Genomic DNA, 19,225 nt, shown 5'->3' on the forward strand with positions numbered 1-19,225 from the left:
CTTTTGCCTAACGATTCTCCTCCCAGCGGGCTATCTCCTCGCGCACCAGTGGAGCAACCTCTGTTCCCAGGAGCCTGATGGACTCCATTACCTCGGCGTGGGCCATGGTACCATGCGGGACATGAAGCAGGAATCTGGTGATTCCGACTTCTTTGCGCAATTGAATGATTTTGTCCGCAACTGTCCGCGGATCGCCGACGAATAACGCACCCTCCGGACTGACTGCCGCATCATAATCTGCACGGGTATACGGAGGCAGGTTCTTCTCAACCGCCCGGACATTGGTTCTGGCAAAGGTTGACGGGAAAAACTGCTCGATTGCCCGCGGCGTACTTTCCGCAACAAAGCCATGGGCATGGGCTGCAACAGGCAGCTTGGCGTGGTCATGGCCGGCTGCTGCTGCAGCTTCTTTATACAGCTTCACCTGCGAGGCAAAATCCAGCGGCCGGACCGGGCCAATCATTGCCAGCGCAAACGGCAGGCCGAGTGCTCCGGAGCGTACTGCGGATTCCGGGCTTCCCGCACTGGCAATCCAGACCGGTAAAGGGTCCTGTACCGGACGCGGATATATTCCTAAATTATGTATAGCGGGTCTGTGTCTGCCTTCCCAGGTCACCCGCTCAGACTGCTGAAGCTTCATCAGGAGGTCCAGCTTTTCATCGAACAGGCTCTCATAATCCTGCAGATCGCAGCCGAACAGCGGAAATGATTCTATAAAAGAACCCCGGCCGACCATAATCTCAGCCCGTCCGTTACTTAGTCCGTCCAGAGTGGCGAAATCCTGATAGACCCGCACCGGGTCAGCCGATGACAGAATCATCACTGCACTGGTCAGGCGGATTCTGCTCGTCAGACTTGCTGCTGCAGCCATAACCACTGCAGGAGATGAAGCGGCAAAATCAGGCCGGTGATGCTCCCCGACACCGTACACATCCAGACCGACCTGATCGGCCAGAACGATTTCTTCTACTACTTCACGCAGCCGTTCTGCGTGGCTCATTGTTTTCCCTGTGACCACATCGGGTGTGGTTTCCACAAATGTACTGATACCAAGTTCCACGGTTCTGTTCCCCCAAGCTGTTGTTAATCACTATTACACTATTACCATCACTTCACTATTCCATCATTCTATATCTAAATTGCTGAATATTCAAAATTAATATTTATATAGGCTCCCGGCCGCAGCAAAAAGCAGGCCGGACAGCCGTATGGCCGCCGAGCCTGCTTTTCGTAATGATATCCTTATTTCTGGTTAGCCAAAATATCGGACAGCAGTTTCTCAGCCCCGTCAAAGATAGAGTAGCTGTAGCCCCAGAACTGGTTGAAATCGATCAGGTAGATCGCCTTATTCTTGATGGCATTCAGGCTTTGCAGCGACGGATCAGCATAGAAGGCCTTCAGCGTCGTCTGCGGATCAACACCGCCGGTGTATACGGAGAGGAGCAGTACATCAGGGTTCGTGGCAAGCAGCTGTTCTTTGCTGACATCGCCTGTAACGTCACCGAAGCTGTTCTTAAGACCAAGCAAACCAAGCACATCACCGGCAAACGTATCAATATTTCCGCTGTATACGGCAATTGCCCCGTTCCCGCCGTCGGATACATAAGCGAAGGTCTTGGCGTTGCTGGCTGCAGATTCATCTTTAATCTTCTGTGCACGTTGTTTAAGTTCCTCGATATAAGCAGCAGCGTTCTCCTGTACATCAAAGATTTGGCCAAGCTGCTCGATATCCTTGTACAGGCTGTCCAGAGTAGCACCCTTCACGCTGGTGTTCTGCAGGTAGGTTTTGATACCCAGCCCGTTCAGGCCTTCCACGGTTCCAACTCCCCAGTCAGCGTCCGCGAACAGGTCGGCACGTCCCAGAACCAGGTCCGGACTTGCTCCGACAACCAGCTCTTTGCTGGCATAATTTTCGGAGATTACAGGAATTTTTTTGAATTCCTCCTGGACCGAAGGATCACCTGCACCATACAGTGCGGCAACGCCTACCATTTTATCAGTCAAGCCCAGCTTAATCAGCAGCTCAGCGGCACCTTGAGTATTAGCTACGACTTTCTCAGGTGCTTTGTCAAAGGTCACTGACTTGGCTGTCCATGCGGTGCCCTCACCGTTATTAGTGTAATTCTCAATAGTCAGCGGATATACCGTGTTTGTACTCGGAGCAGCAGTCGGAGCTTCGGTTGCCTCCGCAGCCGTATTGGTTGGCGCAGCCGTAGCAGCAGAAGCATTCTCATTCTGTGTACCGGATGAGCAGGCTGAAAGTATTCCTACCAGCAGCAAAACCGCCAGTATCGGTGCAAATTTTTTGAATACGTTTCTCATTATTCTTATCCCCTTTTCTATATTTCTGGTAAACAGCCTTGCTTGGATTAGCTTGGGTTGGTATAACCTTCCGTCCTGCAAGGAATACAATCGTAGAATATAGAAAGCAGCACCATCTGTCAATGATAATAATTCTCATTGACAATGATTCTCATCATGAGATATATTTTAAATTAAAACTTTATATTGAAGGAGTCTCTATGAATGTTATGCGAACCGAGATAGCCGCTCAGCCGGCATCCAAGCAATCTATCATCAGCAGCCGTTACGGATTTACCGCGGTTATTGTCGTTCTGCTAATCGTCACTGTTCTGTCCGCAGGTGCTGCCGTCTCTTTTGGACAAGTAGAAATTCCAGTCTCCCAATCCTACCGCATTCTGCTCCATCAGATTACCGGCATTCAGATTGGAAATGTGCAGGATCTGACATCCGGATCTTTTGTAGACATAATCTGGAAAATCCGTTTCCCGCGTGTACTCATGGCTCTGTTCATCGGTGCAGGCCTTACACTGTGCGGTACCATTATGCAGGCCGCCGTTCAAAATCCGCTCGCTGATCCATACATACTAGGTATTTCCTCAGGCGGGTCGCTTGGTGCAACCTTCGCTATTCTGATCGGCTTCGGCACGATGGGTATTCTCGGGCAGACCGGTGTAGCCTTCTGGGCCTTCGCCGGTGCTGTCGGCGCTTCATTGCTTGTGCTGCTCCTGGCTAATGCAGGCGGCAAAATGACCTCCGTCAAACTCGTACTGGCTGGTATGGTCATAAATGCGCTATGCACCGCCTTTGCCAACTTTATCGTCTATTTCGCCAACAATGCGGAAGGCATCAAAACCGTTACCTTCTGGACCATGGGCAGCCTGGCCGCCTCAAGCTGGGATAAGCTGCCGCTGATAGCGGTGTCCGTGACGCTTGCGGCCGCATTTTTCCTGATGCAGTTCCGTGCCCTGAATGCCATGCTGCTTGGTGATGAAGCTGCAGTCACGCTGGGGATTTCACTTGGCGCATACCGCAAGGCCTATATGATTCTCACCGCCTTGATTACCGGTATCATGTCGCCAGCTGCGGAATGATCGGTTTCGTCGGTCTGATTATCCCCCATCTGGTAAGGGGACTTGTCGGCTCTGATCACCGCAGGCTGCTCCCGGCTTCAATCCTGTTTGGTGCCATCTTCCTGATCTGGACGGACGTTATTGCCCGGACTATCGTGCCAAATGTAGAGCTGCCGATCGGGATCATCACAGCCCTGATAGGCGCACCAATGTTCATGTACATGCTGGTCAAAAAAGGCTACGCGTTTGGAGGCAAATCGTAATGAATTTAAACGTTGAACAGCTGGCTGTTTCTTTTTCCAATGTCAATATTGTCAAGGATGTATCGCTCAAGGTCCGCAACAAGCAGTTCGTCGGCCTGATCGGGCCGAACGGCTGCGGCAAATCTACGCTGCTGAAGAGCATCTATAAAGTCATCAAGCCTAAGCAGGGAGATGTCTTTTTGTCTGACCTTGATGTAATCAAAGCAAGCCCCAAGGTGGTTGCGCAAAAGCTGGGCGTCGTCGGCCAGTTCAACGAGCTGAGCTTTGATTTCAAGGTACGCGAGATGGTAGCAATGGGCCGGACCCCGCACAAAGGCATGCTGGAAACGGACAATAAGCAGGATCATGATATTGTAACCGGTGCCCTGCGCAAGGTTAATCTGGAGGGGCACGCAGAACGCAGCTACAATTCACTGTCGGGCGGTGAGAAGCAGCGTGTCATCCTGGCCCGCGTGCTCGCCCAGCAGCCGGAATTCATGATTCTCGATGAGCCGACCAATCACCTGGATATCAAGTTCCAGCTGCAGATCCTGAACATTGTAAAAAAGCTGGACATTGGCATCCTCGCCGCACTCCATGACCTTACGCTCGCCGCCGAATACTGCGATTATCTGTATGTGATGAAGCAGGGGCAGGTTGCCGCCAGCGGCAAGCCTGAGGACATTTTGACCAAGGAGCTGATCGGCCAGGTGTTTGATGTAGCCTGCGAAACCTACCGCAATCCGGTTACCGGAGCGCTGGGTATTGCTTATCTGGAGACTAGATAATCTATATATAAAAGAGCGCCTCCTTCTGTTTGAATGGAGACGCTCTTTTGGTATGTAAATGAACAGCAAAAGAACGGCATCGCTGCCGTTCTCTGTGTGATGGACTCTCAGGGGCTCGAACCCTGGACAAATAGATTAAGAGTCTACTGCTCTACCAACTGAGCTAAGAGTCCATATTATGTTGGCTGTTAAGATCTTTGCTCTCGAAAGGAACTCTTATAATATACCTCGCAGGAAACACAATGTCAAATGTTTTTTTATTTTATCCGGCTATAGTAAACTTGAATTGTCATTTAGCTTAAGGAAAAGGGGCTGCTGTATATGCAATTACGCATGAACTGGATAACATTAAGGGTGCGCGATCTGGAGGCTTCACTGCAGTTTTACCACCGGATTCTGGGTCTTCCGGTTGAACGTCAATTTGAAAGCAGAGGCAGGCAGATCGTTATGCTGGGCCAGCAGGGTCAGCCCAAAATTGAGCTGGTTCAGGGGAGCGAAGCTGCGCTGAAGTCCGAATGCGGTGTATCTGTCGGCTTCGAAGTCGCATCGCTGGAAGATGCCATCGAAGAATTAAATAGCCATGGCATCCCGGTGCCCGCGGGCCCGTCTCGCCGAATCCGCATCTGCGGTTCTTTTATGTGCTGGACCCGGATGGCTTTGAGGTGCAGCTTGCGCAGCACAGCTAGGCTGTTGCAGGGATTGTTAGCAGCCTTCATACAAAACGACCGCTTCATCATTAAGGGCGGTCGTTTCCACTTTCTTTATATTATATTGCCTTGGCTATAACAAATCCGGAACCGGAACCTTGGACCAGTTCATGTCCGTACCCAGATAGAAGCTGGTGTAGCACGGCTGGTTATAGACTACATTTTGCCAGGCTACCCCTGTCCGGTACTGGGGATCATGCATCAGCGTGTACAGCTTGCGGTCCGTTACTTCTGTGTTCATGTAGATGCGTATAGCCGAGCTGTCTGCCAGCCGGACGACCAGTTCCTCCCGCCAGTCTCCAAACAGGTCTGCCACCAGGCAGGGGTTGCCCTTAGTGCCGTTGTTGGAACGTGTTCCTTCCGCCGCCAGGAGCGTACCCCGCTTCCAGTCCTCAATGGTAACTGGTTCTTCAAATGTGCCGCTGATGAACTGGGTCGTCATGTCAGCCGCCCACTTGATATTCATGTTGGTTCCCGGCGCCCGTTCATCCAGCTTCTCGCCCTTGGCTGAGCGTAGTCCCCGTGACGGCTCATGAGCCAGGTGGCTTTCGCTGCACCAGGTCTGCAGACCTGGCACGTCCGGTTCTACTTTGCCGATCATGCCCCGGCCTACATCCTCCTTGGCAAAGCCGCCGTACAGCACCTCTCCGGTCGCTGCATCCCGCAGCGTATATCCATACGGGCCATGAATGCCCTCTTCGTGAACCATATAAATCTGCAGGCCATCCCGCTCAGGATCGACAACGGCTACATGCAGGGCGTCTCCATGGCCCAGCTTGGCGTATTCCCCCGGAGCTGCGCTTCCCTCCGGCAGGATTCCGCCTGAGCTGTACAGAATGCTGCCGTCATGGTCGATCGTGGCCGACCCGTAGATGATCTCCTGGCAGCCGTCTCCGTCCACGTCAGCTGTGGACAGTGCATGGGCACCCTGCTTGGCGAGCTTGCCAAAGTCCGGATCCCGGCCATCCTGCAAGTGCAAAGTGTCTGCAAAAGGATTGTTCATTGTAACCCAGCCGCTGTCGATGTACCAGGTTTCAGTCAATTCCTGTCCGTCCCAGCTGTAGGCGGCCATAGTGGCGCGGGTATAATATCCGCGGGCAAACAGCGCATAAGGCTTTTTTCCGTCCAGATAGGCGACTCCTGCCAGAAAGCGGTCCACCCGGTTGCCCGGCTCAATCCGGTTCCAGGAGTAATCCCCCCACATCAGCCCGTCGTCATGGCGGCCCGGCTTGTAGCGGACCGTAGCCAGCTCCTCTCCCGTTTCACCGCGGAAGACGCTGAGGTACTCCGGCCCTTTCAGAATAAACCCTTCAAAATCACGCAGCTTGTTCCGTTCGCTCCTTGAAGGCGCATATACATCCAGAAAATAATCTGCAAGCCGGACCGCATCCTCCCGGGACAACGGGTAGGAATATTCGGGGGCAATTCCGAAGCACTCCTCCAGTGTAGCCGGCCAGTGTCCCGCCAGCACCTCCTCATGGCTGTGCCAGCTCTCGAACAGCTCCGCCACATGCTCGGAATACGCTGCACCATTCATGCGGTAATCATCATTATGGCTGTACCCGGCAGCTTCATCCTCGGGAAGCAGCGTAATGAATGCTTCAGAGACCGGAGCACCCTCCTCGTAGCGAATCACCTTGGTACCCGGTGCGGTCTTGAACATCAGCTCTGCCTTGCCGTCACCGTCAAAATCATATACCAGGAACTGGGTGTAATGCGCTCCTGCCCGGATATTGACTCCCAGGTCGATACGGTACAGAAGTGTCCCGTTTTGTTTATAACAATCCAGATACACATTCCCGGTATAGCCTACATGGGAGACATCCTTGGCATTCGACGGGTCCCATTTCACGATGTACTCATATTCCCCGTCACCGTCAACATCCCCCACACTCATGTCATTGGCGCTGTAAGTATACGATTGACCGGCAGGTGTAATCCCATCCGCCGGCTTCTGCAGCGGAATTTCCAGATAGGGAGTTTCCCAGGGCCGGGTTGCAGCACACTGCTCCTGTTCCTTCCCGTTAATCACTGCAGCTACCGCGTATTCCGCTTCAAGGCTGCCGGACCGGTCCAGATAATTTGTACTGTCTGTGACCTCCGCAATAAGCATACCATTACGGTATAAGCGGAAATCCGCAGCCGTTAAGCCCTGTGCTGTAGCCGCTGTCACTTCCTGCCCCAACAGCCGCCAGCTGATAAATATTCCTTCCGAAGTGCTGACTGCTGCCAGCCCCCGGTCCAAATGCTCCATCTGAATGCTCATTTTCCGTTCTCCTCCATTACATTCCAAAAAATCAACAACTGTAGCATACTTATCCCCGGTTATTCCGGCAATAGGACATTTTTGCCCGGCCTGTTATGCGGTTTTGGACTATTTCGCCCGGATTGCACTATCTTGCATTGCAGGCTGGTTGTACGCAAAAAGACCACCCCTTTGCAGAAAGGAATGGTCTTATGCATGCAGATTAAGCTTTTTTACGCGTCAAAATATAATACACCGGCAATCCGGCCAATGTAATCCCGATTCCGATCAGCGAGCGCAGCGGATCACTGACAATGGTGCTGCCCAGAATGTAGAGTCCGCCTGCAACACCGATCACTGGAGTAACCGGATAAAGCGGCACACGGTAGCGCCCCTGCACAGGCGGCATTTTTTTGCGTAACAGAAAGACTCCAAACACACCCATCGTAAAAAAGATCCACAATACAAACACCAGCAGATCCGTCAGCGTATTAAAGGTCCCGGAGAAAATGTAGATTACCGCCAGCACACTCTGAAAAATAAGCGCATTAGCCGGGGTCTGGAACTTGGGATGAATACTGCTCAGCACCCGTGAAAATGGAATCTGCTGCTTCTCCCCCATCGCCTGCGGCACCCGTGCTGCGGTCATCAGATAGCCGTTCAGCGCACCGAGCACGGATATAATAATGCCTGCCGTAATAAAAGCTCCGCCCCCGTTGCCGAACAGCGCTTCTGCAGCATCAGCCCCCGGAGTGGGGGAACTAATAATCTGCTCATAAGGCAGAGCCTTGAACACAGCCACATTAAACAGCACATACACAGCGATCACAAAAATAACCCCGATCGAAATGACCTTAGGCAGGGTCTTCGCCGGATTGTTAATTTCACCTGCCATATTAGTTACACTGATCCAGCCGTCATACGCCCAGAGTGTACCCAGAACCGCCACTCCAAAGCCCGCGCCCGCCGCTGGTGCATCTATTCCCGAAAAGCCGGGAGCCAGATTCGAAAACAGGCCAACGCCGATTATGCCCGCAACCGGAATCAGCTTACCAACAGTCGCAACCGTCTGGATGATCCCGCCGAATTTGGTGGCAATGACATTCATAATCAGGATAAACGCCAGAATGGCCACTGCCAGCAGCTTCTGCTGCCAGCCGTTCAGCGGCACGAAATACCCGGAATAGGTGGCAAAAGCAATCGCCAGCGCAGCTACAGACGCCGGATAAGAAATCACCGCCTGCACCCAGCCCAGCAGATAACCGAATACGCCGCCGTACAGCTCACCGAGGTAAGTATACAATCCGCCGGATTTAGGAATCGCAGCAGCGATCTCCGCCACAGTCAGCGCTGATGCCAGTGTAATGATCCCGCCAACACCCCAGGCCAGAATACTCATCCATGGCGTTCCGGCATTGCTCAGCACAATCCCCGGCTTCAAAAAGATCCCCGAACCGATAATCATCCCGACTACAATGGCCAGGGCCTGAGTGGCTGTTAATGTTTTGCCAAGTGATTTTGTTGTTGCTTTCTTTGTGCTCATAATGTATTTCTGACCCTTCCTGTCTCTGTACTTACGGTAATTTCCGTCTGCTTATCTTACCACGTTGTGTGAGATTTGAAAGCGGGAAAAGTCATTTCGTTAAGATCATTGTCATTGCTTCCATCTTTGATGAGGATATAATGGAGATATAAGCCGTGAAGCACACGCCGTTTTCATACAACCACCTGCTAAGTTAGTTAGCTGGAGAATTGTATGTGAGCGGCTTTTTTGTGCAAAAAAAATGTTGATGAGGAGTATGATAGTATGCCTAGATTCGACCAGCTGTACGAGGAATGGTTACAAAACAGTATTAAAAACGAAAGCAACCACAGACGCAGAGAGTTACTTGAAAAAGGACTGGGGCATGGAACCGTGGAATTTCTTCGAGCGGTATGGTACCCGGCTGTCGGTAATTTGGATCATCTGCTTCCGGAATGGGAAGTGCGTGACTTCAATAACGGTTATCGCTATCTTGATTTGGCATATATGCCTGGGGGAGTGAAGGGCGGAATTGAGATTCAAGGCTTCGGACCGCATGCTAGGGATCTAGATGTCCGGAGGTTCAAGGATTTATGCCGGCGTCATTGTCTGCTGGCTCTCGATGGCTGGACTTTTCTTCCGGTTGCCTATCCTTCTATTGTAGAGGAGCCTAAGCAGTGTCAGCAGCTGGTGCTTTCATTTATCGGCAAATTCGTAGCGACTGATGTTTCTTCTTCATTAATTTGGCTCGAAGCGGAAACTATGCGTTTTGCCAGACGTCTGCTCAGGTCATTCACTCCTCAAGAACTCGCAGACCATCTGCATGTAACGGACCGGCATGCCAGACGCATCCTGCATCACTTAGCCGAACAAAAGCTGCTTGATATCTCAGGCGGCGGACCCCATCGTTATCGTACGTATTGTTTAAAGGTGTAGCTATCCCAAGCCACATAAATGTATTGATACACATTACCCCAGACTCTAACGGACCCAGGAGTCCTTATTTCCGCTAAAATAAGGGTTTTCCCAGGCTAACGGACTCAGATGACGTTATTTTCGTTCCAACTTCTGAAATGGGCAGCAATAGGAGGGAATAACGTCATTACAGTCCGTTAGCCTGTGCAGGCATGTCGAACGGCATAAATAACGGCGCTACGGTCCGTTAGAATTCGAGAGTCGAAGTATAGTTTGAGTAAAGGAGTATCCGCTATTCGTTGGTTTACGAGATGGGGTGAGAAGAGCTACTGGAGTTCGGGAGTTCGAGGGTTCCGGGGTTCCGGGGTTCCGGGGTTACTGGGGTTACTGGGGTTACTGGGGATCGTCGGTTAGTAAATATAGCTGCTGTCTTGCTGTCTTGCTGTCTTGCTGTGTACAAGGTATTGGCACTGTTAGCATAGTAGAAGTAGCTCGAAAATGTCATTATGGAGCCAAAAGAGTGTTTGATGCATTCGGTGTTAATCACATACCAAGGCCCCCTCCCCTACTTTCAATAGACAACAAAAAAACGGCATATCTGCCGTTTCTTCTAAAATGGACTCTCAGGGGCTCGAACCCTGGACAAATAGATTAAGAGTCTACTGCTCTACCAACTGAGCTAAGAGTCCATGCTGGTATAAAATTATGGTGGAGCCAAGGGGGATCGAACCCCTGACCTCATCGCTGCCAGCGATGCGCTCTCCCAGCTGAGCTATGGCCCCATGTTACCGATTTAGAACTACAATATGTATTCTAAAATCATGTGTGAACTAAAAGCTCACTTCGTCGTGTTATTTCGTATTTCGTAGCCGACTTCTATATAATACAGAAATCCATTCCTCATGTCAACACTTTTATGAAAAATGTTATTTTCTTTTTTATTCCCGTAAGAAACAAGAAACGATACAGCACCTCTACAAAGCTCTACATTAAACGGAGCAGTTTTTTGCACAGGTGCTGCAGCTCCTCTAAAGGCCCTCCAGCTCACCATCGTTTTTGGACAGCAGCCCCTTCAGTTCCTTCATGAACATGTTGATATCCTTAAACTGCCGGTATACAGAGGCAAAACGAACGTAAGCTACCTCATCCACCGGATAGAGCTGCTCCATCACGAGTTCGCCTATCTGCCGGCTCTCAATCTCCGCCAGGGCGATGCCGCGCAGCGTCTTCTCCACCTCGGATACGATGGATTCCAAGCGTTCTACAGACACCGGCCGCTTCTCACAGGCGCGGATGAGCCCGCGCAGGATTTTATCACGGCTGAACTCCTCACGGCTTCCGTCCTTCTTAATGACAATCAGCGGTGTTTCCTCAATCATCTCGAATGTAGTAAAGCGCTTGCTGCAGCGTTCACATTCACGCCTGCGCCGGATCGACTTGTTCTCATTGGCCGGACGCGAATCAAGCACTTTGGTATTAGTGTGATCACAGTATGGGCATTTCATTAGCTTGGCCACTCCTTTTTGCTGTAATAGTAGTTGCTGCTGCAGGCAGCACACCGCTTAACGGGGCTCAATATTTTTTTCCAGAAAACACCGTTTTATTATTGTTATGAATCTGGCGGGTCCGGCACATAATACAGTTACCAACCGATAGGAGGTGAACAGAAATGAGCCAAAACAACAGCAGCAACAACCTGGTAGTTTCCAACTCACGCGGTGCATTGGAGCAACTGAAATATGAAGTTGCCCAAGAATTGGGTATCACTCTTTCCCCGGACGGATACCAAGGCAATAAAACATCTTACGAAAACGGTTCGATCGGTGGTTACATCACTAAACGTCTTGTAACGATCGCTGAGCAATCCCTGGCAGGTCAATACAAATAACCTGTCCCCATAAGCTTGCCGAAGAAGTATTAAACGGCCCTAAGCCGTTTAATGCTTCTTTTTTTACATACAACATTAGAACTCAGTATAAATATCCGTATACTGATTATAATAATAAATTACGCGCTGCACGTAGTGCCGGGTCTCGCCAAACGGGATATCCTTCACCGCAGCCTCTGTACCATCCCAGTCTCCTCCATCAAGCCAGCTCTGTACTTTGCCTGGGCCCGCATTGTATGCGGCGATCACAGCTGTCCGGTTGCCGTCAAATTGGCGGGACAGCGAGGAAAGATACCAGGTGCCCAGCTCGATATTGGCCGACGGCTCCTCTTTAAGCTCATCTAGCGATACATCAGGCAGCTTGGCCATTTCAAGCGCCCACTTGGCGGTATCCGGCATGAGCTGCATCAGTCCGAGGGCGCCTTTTTTGGATTCACGGCCCGTCTTGAAGTTGGTCTCCACACGGATAATCGCCGCGACCAGAAACGGATCGGTCTTATACGTGCTGCTGTGTTTGCGGATTTCGTCTTTATAATGAATCGGATAAAACCAGGACATCCAGTTGGTTCCGAGAAACAGAATGGCGGTAAAGCCGATGAACAGCAAGAGCAGCACTCTTTTTTACGCAGCCAGCTCATAATAACCCCAGCCTGTCCCACATAACGGCAACCTGCTGCTCAGTCTCGGCAAGCTCACCGCTGTTATCAATGATATAATCTGCTCTCGCGCGTTTCTCTTCAATGTCCATCTGAGCGTCCAGCCTTGCTGCAGCCTGTTCAGGGCTAAGTCCGTTACGCTCCATCAAGCGGGCAAGCTGCACCTCCCGGGGTACATACACAACCATAACTTTATCGAACAGGCTGTCCAGCTTGGATTCATACAATAAAGGAATGTCTACAATAACCAGACGCTGCGTATCTTCCGCTTCAAGTGCATACATCTGGTCCTTGATTTCCTGGCGGATTGCAGGGTGGGTCAGACTGTTCAGTACCTGCAGGGCAGCGGGGTCGCTGAAGACGATCTCCCCCAGCGCAGCCCGGTTTAAGGTGCCGTCAGGCAGCAGGATTCCTTGGCCAAAATGTTCTACAGCAGCAGCCAGCACGGGATGTCCCGGGAGCATGACCCCTCTTGCGATGACATCGGCATCGACGAGTCGTGCTCCTTTTTGCACTAGCATTGCGGAGACGGTGCTTTTTCCGGATGCAATACCTCCGGTTAAGCCCATAATCATGTACTCACCTCATAACAGCTTCATTATTCCCATAGCAATTAATAATAACGCAGGCAGAGCGGCAGCATGCTTCATCCAGAAGCTTCCAGACAGTTTGAGACCGGTCTTCATTCCAAGCAGCAAAAAGGTACCACTGAACAGGGCAATCATCAGCGAAGTCCACACCGGGCTGAAGCCAAGCAGCGCAGCACCAAGCCCCGCGCCAAAAGCGTCCAGCGACAGCGCAATCCCCAGAATCATCGCTTCCATTGAGGAGATGCTGCCGGAAGCATCCATGTCGGCGGAGGACGGTGTCCGCAGAATCTGAATAACTACACCCAGATGCCGCAGCTCCAAGGAGAAAACAGCGGACTTCTGCGGACCGGCTTCTCCGGCGTCTGCCGGCAGCTCCGTCAAGGCGCCTGCTTCAGTCTTAAGGCCGGATGTTGCAACCCCTCCCGATCTCTCAAGTGCGGCTTCCCTCTCCTCATCCTGCGGGCTCCGTTCCTTCTGAGTCAGCATCTGAATCAGCGACCAGCAGCCCATTAAGACGAGAATAACCGCTCCAATAATGGAGGCGGCATCCGGAGAGACAACCTTGGCTAAGAGTACACCGACCTGCATCGAGACACCAATGACAATCCCCGAACAGAGCGAGATAATCAGAATGGAGAGCAGCGGTATTTTCATTTTGCGTAATCCATATGTAATGCCTACACCAAAACCGTCCAAACTAAGCGCAAAAGCCAGAAGCAGCAGTGAAAACAATGGGCTGATCACCCGCAATCCCTCCCGTGAAGAAACGGAAGCCATGAGGATGAAACCCTCCGGCTCCGTTTGCTTGTTTCAGCGTTCTTCACACAGTATATGGGCGGGACCGGCAGTCGGTTCCTGGGCTTTTGTGTCAGGCTGGACAGGTCTGGTGCATTTAAACAACGAAACGGATAAATCTCGTTCCTAACTTCTGCTTATAATAACGGTTAAAGGCTGGCAATTCGGGCAGATATGCGTGCCCCGGCCGCCTACGACGCTTTTCTCGATCAGGGTGCCGCAGGTTGTGCATGGCTGATCCTTACGGCCGTAAATGAGATGCTGCTGCTGATAGCTGCCGCTCTCACCCTGACCGTTAACATACGATTTAACCGAAGAGCCTCCGGCGTTCACCGCGTCCGTTAGCGTCGCCACAATCGCACTATGCAGCCGGTTCAGCTGCTCGTCCGAAAGTGACTTCGCCGTCTCCTCGGGGTGAATCCCCGCACGGTGCAGCGCCTCATCTACATAGATATTGCCGATGCCGACAATGTATTCCTGATTAAGCAGCAGCGGCTTGATTTTGGTATTCCGGCCTCCGACAATTTCCTTAAACCGCTCCGGCGTAAAAGAAACATCCAGCGGCTCCTGACCCAGCTTGTTCAGCGGCTTCAGCAGCAGATCCTCACCGGGATCAAACAGATGCATAGTCCCGAACTGGCGTACGTCCGTGTACCGCAGCTCGGTGCCGTCGGTAAAATGGAAAATAACATGAGTATGCTTGTCCAGCGGCTCATCCTGCCGGTACAGCCCGTAACGGCCCTCCATCCGCAGATGGGAGACCATCACGAGTCCGTCCAGCAAAAACCGCAGAAACTTGCCTCTTCGCTCAACTGTAACAATGCTATGGCCTGCCAGCATGTTGGCAAAGGCCTGAGTATCGTCCGGACGCTGGATAATCCGCGGCAGCCGGACGGTGACGTGCTCTATCTTCTTGCCTGTAATTAAATCGTTAAGGGTTCTTCTGACTGTTTCAACTTCCGGTAATTCCGGCATAATGACTCACCTCTACACCATTATAACGGATATAGACAAGCAGCGGGGAGTCTATTTCGCCTCATACCAGTTACTTCCATAACTTACCTCCGCCTTTAGCGGCACAGACAGCTCGAGTGCTCCGGCCATAACCTCAGGCACCAGCTGCTTCATCAGCTCCAGCTCATCCTCCGGCACCTCAAACACAAGCTCATCGTGCACCTGCAGCAGCATACGGCTCTTCAGTCCGCGTTCAAACAGCGCTTTATCCATATGCACCATAGCCAGCTTGATAATATCTGCAGCCGTTCCCTGAATCGGTGTATTCATGGCAGTACGTTCGGCAAAAGAGCGCAAATTAAAGTTTTTGGCATTAATCTCCGGCAGATAGCGGCGGCGCTCCAGCAGTGTGGTCACATAGCCCTGCTTACGGGCATCCTGCACAATATCATCCATATACTTGCGCACGCCCTGGAAGACCTCGAAATACTGCTCGATAAACTGAGCCGCTTCCTTACGCGGAATGTTCAGGTTCTGGGACAGCCCGTAATCACTGATGCCATATACTATCCCGAAGTTAACCGCCTTGGCAGAACGGCGCATGTTACTGTCCACCTGATCCGCTGTTACGCCGAATACATCCATCGCTGTCTTGGTGTGAATGTCCATATCTTCCAGAAAAGCTTCCTTCATCCGCTCATCGCCGGAGATATGGGCCAGCACACGCAGCTCGATCTGCGAATAGTCAGCCGCGAGAATCGACCAGCCGGGCTCGGACGGCACAAAAATCTTACGCAGCTTGCGGCCTTCCTCCAGCCGGATCGGGATATTCTGCAGGTTCGGGAACTGGCTGCTGAGCCGTCCTGTAGCCGCAATCGTCTGCCGGTAGAAGGTATGCACCTTACCGGTCTGTTCCGAAATTTCTTTGAGCAAACCTTCTACATAGGTGGACTGGAGCTTGGCAATTGTGCGGTACTGCAGAATCAGGCGCACCACATCATGATAAGGAGCCAGCTTCTCCAGTACTTCTGCATCTGTAGAGTAGCCTGTTTTGGTCTTCTTCACGACAGGCAATCCCAGCTTCACAAACAGGATTTCACCAAGCTGCTTTGGCGAGTTGAGGTTAAATTCGGTGCCGCAGATCTCATAAATTTCCGCAACCAGCGACGCAATCTGAGCCTCGAACTCTTTGCCCAGCTCTTTAAGCTCCTCTTTGTTAACAGCAATCCCTTGCTTCTCCATGTCAGCCAAAATCCGCGACAGCGGCATTTCCAGATCCTCAAACAATCCGGTCATTGCCGTCTCCTGCAGCTCCTGCTGCTGCTTCTCCACAATCCCTAGCACCGTCGCGCTCTTGCGGGCTACGTGGTTACCCAGAATGTCCAGCTCGGGGATTTTGTATTTGGCTCCCTTGCCAAACACATCCTCATCCGGTGACAGGCGGGGCAGACCGTACTTGGAGGTAAGATCATTCAGGTTCTGATTTGCTTCTGTCGGGTCCAGCAGATAGGCGGCAAGCTGCACATCATTGGCTGCTCCGGCAAAAGCAATCCCCTGCCAGTGCAGGGCGAGGTCAGCGCGGTGCAGGTCGTAGCCGCTCTTCGGCGCCTTGCTGTCACCCAGCCAGTCACGCAGTGGTGCAGCTGCCGGATTCTGCAACAGGGCAAACGGCACGTAATAATGCTGCTCCGGCGAAGACAGGCCGATACCAATTACCTCCGAGCGATGCGGATTCTCCCCGCTCGTCTCCACATGCAGGGCAGAAATTCCCGGGAGTGCGTCAATCAGCGCTTTCAGCCCGTCTTCTCCTACAATTGTAATATCCAGCTCAGCCGCTTCAGCAGCCTCAACCGCCGGATCACCACCGGCTGAGCCGGAATAGGCGCTCAGCGACAGCCGCTCCATCAGGGACTTGAATTCCAGCTTCGCCAGTGCAGGCCCGGCTGTATCCCGGTTAATCCCCGCGAAGGACATATCCTCCCAGGCATGTTCAAGCGGAACCTCGCGGTAGATCGTCGCCAGCTTCTTGCTCATAACTGCACTGTCCGCATGCTCCTCCAGCTTCTCTTTCATCTTGCCTTTAAGCTCTCCGGTTCCGGCCAGCACGCCTTCTACTGAACCGAATTGGTGCAGCAGCTTGAGCGCCGTTTTTTCACCCACCCCAGGCACCCCTGGAATATTATCACTCGCATCGCCCATCAGGCCCTTCAGGTCAATAATCTGCTCAGGCGTCAAATCGTATTTCTCGCGGATCTGCTGCGGCCCGTACAGCTCCACCTCAGTTACGCCCTTGCGCACAAGCGCAATGGTTGTATGCTCCGAGGCCAGCTGCAGCATATCCTTGTCCCCGGATACAATCATCACTTCACGTCCGGCAGCGTCTGCCTCGCGTGAAATACTTCCGATAATATCATCAGCCTCATAACCGCTGATTTCGAACTGCGGCACACCAAGGTCGCGCAGCAGGTCCTTCAGCAGCGGAAATTGCTCAGACAGCTCCGGCGGCGTCTTTTGCCGGCCGCCTTTATAATCCTCATATCCTTCGTGCCGGAACGTAATTTTACCTGCATCAAACGCTACGATCAGATGGCTTGGTTTATGTTCTTCAATTAAACGCAGCAGCATGGTTGTAAAGCCGTATACGGCGTTCGTCTGCTGCCCGGCTGTATTTGTCAGCGGCGGCATCGCAAAAAACGCGCGGTAAATAATATTGTTTCCGTCTATAAGTATCAACTTGTCCACTGTAGCACCTCGCCTTTTTCTTGCTTACTTCTTACATCTTACCATATGCCCTGCACCAAAATGAACCAAAGCGCACGAATCGCGCTGCGTCAAGGCATATTCCCGCATGAAATGCAGGATTGCCAATCTTCACCTGCTTGAAACGGATAATATCTTATATTCCTATCAAAAAAACAGCAACCCGCCATAGGGGGTTGCTGTTTGGGTATTGCTTCATTCTACTGATTCAAATCCGGACGTTTGCCGGTTACGAGATACACTACGCTTTCACCAATGTTGGTCGCATGGTCAGCAATCCGCTCGATGTAACGGCGACCAGGGTCAGCAGCATCGCCTGGTTCAGGGATTCCGGCTTCTCAACCATATAAGCGTACAGCTCATTGATGGTAGCGCTGTACAGGCCGTCAACCTGATCATCATCCTGGGCCATTTTATAAGCCAGATCGGTATTTTCATCCAGGTAGGATTGAATCGCTTCGGTGATCATCACCGACACAATCTCAGCCATGCGCGGAATGTCAACCAGCGGCTTAATCAGTGTCTGCCCCTGAATACGCATCGTTACCTTTGCCACATCCAATGCCAGATCGCCCATACGCTCAAGGTCACTGGAGATTTTGAAGGCAACAATAATGCGGCGCAGATCCTTGGCTACAGGCTGCTGGGTAATAATCAGACGGGAACCGATTTCCATAATCCGGTCTTCCATCGCATTAAGGCGCAAATCCGCCTTTACAATTTCCTGTGCGCGTACAATATCAAGCGTCTGCAAGGCAACAATCGCACCTTCCAGTGCATCAATTACGTGTTCGCCCATTTGCTGCAGCAGGCTGCGCAGTTCTTCCAGATCTTTGTCGAATTCTTTTCTGCGAATCATAATAAAAGAGCTCCTCCTCAAAAACATATGGTCAGCCTGAAAATCCAGGAACGGGTCCCCGTAAGGATATTAACCGAAGCGTCCGGAGATGTAGTCTTCTGTGCGGGAGTCCTTCGGATTTGAGAACAGCATCTCTGTATCCGCAGCTTCCACGATTACACCATTCAGGAAAAATACAGTCCGTCCTGAAACACGTGCAGCCTGGTGCATGTTGTGTGTAACCATTACAATCGTGTATTTGCTGCGAAGCTCCTGCACCAGTTCCTCTATCTTGAGGGTGGAGACAGGGTCAAGAGCCGAGGTTGCCTCATCCATCAGCAGAATATCAGGCTGGACGGCAAGCGCCCTGGCAATGCACAGACGCTGCTGCTGTCCGCCGGACAGGCTGAGTGCAGACTTTTTCAGGAAATCCTTGACTTCCTCCCAGAGGGCGGACTGGCGGAGGCTCTGCTCCACAATCTCATCAAGCTCCTGCTTGGAGCGGGTGCCGTGCAGACGCGGGCCGTAAGCCACATTGTCGTAGATCGACTTCGGAAAAGGATTGGGCTGCTGGAATACCATGCCGACCTGCTTGCGGAGGCTTTCCACTTCCACTTCGTCGCTGTAAATATTTTTGCCGCCGATGTTCACTTTACCTTCAATGCGTGTTCCGGGAATCATGTCGTTCATACGGTTTAGGGTGCGCAGGAGGGTGGATTTACCACAGCCGGATGGACCGATAAATGCGGTCACCTGTTTCTCCGGAATCTGCAGATCCACGTTCTTCAATGCGTGAAATGACTCATAGTAGAGATCAAGCTTCTCTATGTCAATGATGGATTTCATGTGTTTTGGCAGTCTCCTTCTCATCATCTTCGTTCCCAATGATAAGCTTTTAGTGTAAATAGAGTTGAAGAGAAATGTTAACGCAGTGTAAAATCACAGAGACCT

The 19,225-nt window shown here is 51.8% G+C and carries 15 protein-coding genes, 3 tRNA genes and 2 pseudogenes; 5 read left to right on the top strand and 15 right to left on the bottom strand.

Going from position 1 to position 19,225, the window contains the following annotated elements; genetic code table 11:
• Positions 1–7 precede the first annotated feature (7 nt).
• Positions 8–1,060, bottom strand: coding sequence for an LLM class flavin-dependent oxidoreductase (locus AWJ19_RS02445; protein ID WP_068721240.1), 1,053 nt, complete (start codon positions 1,058–1,060; stop codon positions 8–10).
• Between the two features lie 182 nt (positions 1,061–1,242).
• A complete protein-coding gene (locus AWJ19_RS02450; protein WP_068721242.1) occupies positions 1,243–2,322 on the bottom strand; it encodes an ABC transporter substrate-binding protein in 1,080 nt (359 codons plus the stop codon).
• Between the two features lie 209 nt (positions 2,323–2,531).
• Between AWJ19_RS02450 and AWJ19_RS02455 the strand changes: the two are divergent.
• A pseudogene (locus tag AWJ19_RS02455) lies at positions 2,532–3,637 on the top strand (iron ABC transporter permease).
• A complete protein-coding gene (locus tag AWJ19_RS02460) occupies positions 3,637–4,404 on the top strand; it encodes an ABC transporter ATP-binding protein (protein WP_068721245.1) in 768 nt (255 codons plus the stop codon). The pseudogene AWJ19_RS02455 and the gene AWJ19_RS02460 overlap by 1 nt, the downstream one beginning before the upstream one ends.
• 100 nt (positions 4,405–4,504) lie before the next feature.
• Here the strand turns inward: AWJ19_RS02460 and AWJ19_RS02465 are convergent.
• Positions 4,505–4,577: transfer RNA gene (locus AWJ19_RS02465), tRNA-Lys, on the bottom strand.
• Positions 4,578–4,725: 148 nt separating this feature from the next.
• Here AWJ19_RS02465 and AWJ19_RS02470 point away from each other — a divergent pair.
• Positions 4,726–5,190, top strand: coding sequence for a VOC family protein (locus tag AWJ19_RS02470; protein ID WP_241781569.1), 465 nt, complete (start codon positions 4,726–4,728; stop codon positions 5,188–5,190).
• Here AWJ19_RS02470 and AWJ19_RS02475 read toward each other — a convergent pair.
• Positions 5,185–7,377, bottom strand: coding sequence for a rhamnogalacturonan lyase (locus AWJ19_RS02475; RefSeq protein ID WP_068721247.1), 2,193 nt, complete (start codon positions 7,375–7,377; stop codon positions 5,185–5,187). The two genes, AWJ19_RS02470 and AWJ19_RS02475, sit on opposite strands and share 6 nt — an antisense overlap.
• A 202-nt stretch (positions 7,378–7,579) precedes the next feature.
• Entirely contained in the window at positions 7,580–8,899 is a 1,320-nt protein-coding gene (locus tag AWJ19_RS02480) for an amino acid permease (RefSeq protein ID WP_068721249.1), read from the bottom strand.
• Positions 8,900–9,163: 264 nt separating this feature from the next.
• Here AWJ19_RS02480 and AWJ19_RS02485 point away from each other — a divergent pair, with 264 nt between their 5' ends.
• Positions 9,164–9,814 carry a transcriptional regulator gene (locus tag AWJ19_RS02485; protein ID WP_068721250.1) on the top strand — a complete coding sequence of 217 codons (651 nt, stop codon included), beginning with the start codon at positions 9,164–9,166 and terminating at the stop codon, positions 9,812–9,814.
• Positions 9,815–10,409: 595 nt separating this feature from the next.
• Here AWJ19_RS02485 and AWJ19_RS02490 read toward each other — a convergent pair.
• The 3 genes from AWJ19_RS02490 to nrdR all read right to left on the bottom strand — a co-directional run bounded on the left by AWJ19_RS02490 (position 10,410) and on the right by nrdR (position 11,298).
• A tRNA-Lys gene (locus AWJ19_RS02490) sits at positions 10,410–10,482 on the bottom strand.
• Positions 10,483–10,499: 17 nt separating this feature from the next.
• Positions 10,500–10,575, bottom strand: a tRNA-Ala gene (locus AWJ19_RS02495).
• Positions 10,576–10,821: 246 nt separating this feature from the next.
• The gene (gene nrdR, locus AWJ19_RS02500) at positions 10,822–11,298 is read right to left on the bottom strand and encodes a transcriptional regulator NrdR (protein ID WP_068721252.1); all 477 of its coding nucleotides are present in this window, start codon (positions 11,296–11,298) and stop codon (positions 10,822–10,824) included.
• Between the two features lie 164 nt (positions 11,299–11,462).
• Between nrdR and AWJ19_RS02505 the strand changes: the two genes are divergently transcribed.
• Positions 11,463–11,681: an alpha/beta-type small acid-soluble spore protein gene (locus tag AWJ19_RS02505; RefSeq protein WP_068721254.1), complete on the top strand. Its 219-nt coding sequence runs from the start codon at positions 11,463–11,465 to the stop codon at positions 11,679–11,681.
• Positions 11,682–11,756: 75 nt separating this feature from the next.
• Here the strand turns inward: AWJ19_RS02505 and AWJ19_RS02510 are convergent, their stop codons facing one another.
• The 7 genes and pseudogenes from AWJ19_RS02510 to pstB form a co-directional block, all read right to left on the bottom strand.
• The gene (locus AWJ19_RS02510) at positions 11,757–12,287 is read right to left on the bottom strand and encodes a lytic transglycosylase domain-containing protein (protein ID WP_241781570.1); all 531 of its coding nucleotides are present in this window, start codon (positions 12,285–12,287) and stop codon (positions 11,757–11,759) included.
• Positions 12,288–12,315: 28 nt separating this feature from the next.
• The gene (gene coaE, locus AWJ19_RS02515) at positions 12,316–12,912 is read right to left on the bottom strand and encodes a dephospho-CoA kinase (RefSeq protein WP_068721259.1); all 597 of its coding nucleotides are present in this window, start codon (positions 12,910–12,912) and stop codon (positions 12,316–12,318) included.
• A 9-nt stretch (positions 12,913–12,921) separates the two neighbouring features.
• Positions 12,922–13,671, bottom strand: a complete 750-nt coding sequence (locus AWJ19_RS02520) for a manganese efflux pump (protein ID WP_068721261.1) — start codon at positions 13,669–13,671, stop codon at positions 12,922–12,924.
• 177 nt (positions 13,672–13,848) lie between these two features.
• Positions 13,849–14,697 carry a DNA-formamidopyrimidine glycosylase gene (gene mutM, locus AWJ19_RS02525; RefSeq protein ID WP_068721264.1) on the bottom strand — a complete coding sequence of 283 codons (849 nt, stop codon included), beginning with the start codon at positions 14,695–14,697 and terminating at the stop codon, positions 13,849–13,851.
• Between the two features lie 51 nt (positions 14,698–14,748).
• Positions 14,749–17,418 (bottom strand): DNA polymerase I, encoded by a 2,670-nt coding sequence (gene polA, locus AWJ19_RS02530; RefSeq protein ID WP_068721268.1) that lies wholly within the window; start codon positions 17,416–17,418, stop codon positions 14,749–14,751.
• 218 nt (positions 17,419–17,636) lie between these two features.
• Positions 17,637–18,295: pseudogene (gene phoU, locus AWJ19_RS02535) on the bottom strand (phosphate signaling complex protein PhoU).
• Positions 18,296–18,364: 69 nt separating this feature from the next.
• Positions 18,365–19,120, bottom strand: coding sequence for a phosphate ABC transporter ATP-binding protein PstB (pstB, locus tag AWJ19_RS02540; RefSeq protein ID WP_039871790.1), 756 nt, complete (start codon positions 19,118–19,120; stop codon positions 18,365–18,367).
• Between the last annotated feature and the right edge of the window lie 105 nt (positions 19,121–19,225).

This window comes from Paenibacillus sp. DMB5 (genome assembly GCF_001517085.1).
GTDB lineage: Bacteria > Bacillota > Bacilli > Paenibacillales > Paenibacillaceae > Paenibacillus_AQ.

What these genes read in the sequence shown, in the direction of transcription:
- AWJ19_RS02450 (WP_068721242.1), bottom strand. Translation starts at nt 2,322, where the DNA reads ATGAGAAACGTATTCAAAAAATTTGCACCGATACTGGCGGTTTTGCTG.
- AWJ19_RS02460 (WP_068721245.1), top strand. Translation starts at nt 3,637, where the DNA reads ATGAATTTAAACGTTGAACAGCTGGCTGTTTCTTTTTCCAATGTCAAT.
- AWJ19_RS02470 (WP_241781569.1), top strand. Translation starts at nt 4,726, where the DNA reads ATGCAATTACGCATGAACTGGATAACATTAAGGGTGCGCGATCTGGAG.
- AWJ19_RS02475 (WP_068721247.1), bottom strand. Translation starts at nt 7,377, where the DNA reads ATGAGCATTCAGATGGAGCATTTGGACCGGGGGCTGGCAGCAGTCAGC.
- AWJ19_RS02480 (WP_068721249.1), bottom strand. Translation starts at nt 8,899, where the DNA reads ATGAGCACAAAGAAAGCAACAACAAAATCACTTGGCAAAACATTAACA.
- AWJ19_RS02485 (WP_068721250.1), top strand. Translation starts at nt 9,164, where the DNA reads ATGCCTAGATTCGACCAGCTGTACGAGGAATGGTTACAAAACAGTATT.
- nrdR (WP_068721252.1), bottom strand. Translation starts at nt 11,298, where the DNA reads ATGAAATGCCCATACTGTGATCACACTAATACCAAAGTGCTTGATTCG.
- AWJ19_RS02505 (WP_068721254.1), top strand. Translation starts at nt 11,463, where the DNA reads ATGAGCCAAAACAACAGCAGCAACAACCTGGTAGTTTCCAACTCACGC.
- coaE (WP_068721259.1), bottom strand. Translation starts at nt 12,912, where the DNA reads ATGATTATGGGCTTAACCGGAGGTATTGCATCCGGAAAAAGCACCGTC.
- mutM (WP_068721264.1), bottom strand. Translation starts at nt 14,697, where the DNA reads ATGCCGGAATTACCGGAAGTTGAAACAGTCAGAAGAACCCTTAACGAT.
- pstB (WP_039871790.1), bottom strand. Translation starts at nt 19,120, where the DNA reads ATGAAATCCATCATTGACATAGAGAAGCTTGATCTCTACTATGAGTCA.